Source organism: Photorhabdus antumapuensis (assembly GCF_020387775.1).
GTDB lineage: Bacteria > Pseudomonadota > Gammaproteobacteria > Enterobacterales > Enterobacteriaceae > Photorhabdus > Photorhabdus antumapuensis.
Window position 1 is genome coordinate 1 of sequence record NZ_JAHZMK010000005.1, and the last position, 1,142, is coordinate 1,142.

A 1,142-nucleotide genomic window follows, 5' to 3' on the forward strand; every position below is an offset into this window, starting at 1 on the left:
GATGGCATCGTGTACGCCGTATGTGTTGTGGCGGGAAGTGTCCACCTGTGACCAGTCATAGCGGGCGGTCTGGCCGCTCAATACCGCATCGTGATGCTGCGATTTTTCCGTTTCGACGACCTGAGTCACCAAACCAGCGTTGGTGTTGTGAATCTGGTCGGCCTGAATTTTCAGGTTGTTCCCAGCCTCAATTGTCGCGGCGTGGTTATTGAGCTCACGGGTCTGACCGGTGGCTGTCAGGCTGTTGTCCAACTGGCCGCCAATGTGCATATCGCCCACGCTGTAAATCTGGGCATGGTGACTGTTATTCAGTGTTTCGGTGCCGATATCCAGCCGGTCACGCGCAGCAATGACAGCAGCTTTGCCGTCTTGGGCGGTATTATTCAGCGAGCCCGTCTGGAGGGCAAGTTGGTCACCGTAAAGGCGCCCGGTGCCGGTATTGTTCAGGGTGTTGGCTGTGAGATGGGTTAAACCGCCGTCAATCAATCCGGTGTTATTCAGCGTATCGTGAACGTGGATTTGTGTTTGCCCGGCGCTGATTTCACCGGCGGCGCTGTTGGTAAGATTTTGCGCCCCAAGATGCAGCGTCTGGCCCGCTTTCATCTGGCGGTCATTGAGAATATTGCCGGTGGTTTTCAGGGTCAGATTGCCATTGGCCGCCGTGTTGCCGGTATGGTGAAAATCCCCGGTTAAAGTGACCGCCATATCGCCTTGCGATAACAGTTGGCCGTCCCCACTCAGGCCGTGAGCGTTAATCGTGGCGTGTTCCCCGGCAATCAGGGTGCCTTGCCGGTTGTTAATCGCCAGATGCGGTTGCTGAGCCTCGCGGTTGATAGTGAGCTGTTTGCCGGCGGAGACCATCCCCTGAGTATTATTCAAGCTCTGGCTGATGTTCGCTTGCAGGTGATTAGCCGCGCGTAAAGCCCCTTGATTGTTGTCCACTTGTTGGGCGTTGACCGTCAGGTTTTGCGCTTCCAGTCCTTTATCTGCCTGCGCCGTGTCACGATTAATCAGGTGAGCGGTGTTCAGGCTGAGTTGTGCGCCGCCACGGATAAGGCCGCCGGTGTTATCGGTTTGAGTTTCAACATTAAGAGTGGTGTCGCCCACCGCTTGCACCTGCCCGTGACGATTGTCGAGCTGCG

At 56.2% G+C, this 1,142-nt stretch carries 1 pseudogene; it reads right to left on the minus strand.

From position 1 onward, the window contains the following. Nucleotides 1-1,142 (minus strand): annotated as a pseudogene (locus tag KZ793_RS00270) (hemagglutinin repeat-containing protein); the annotation flags it as partial.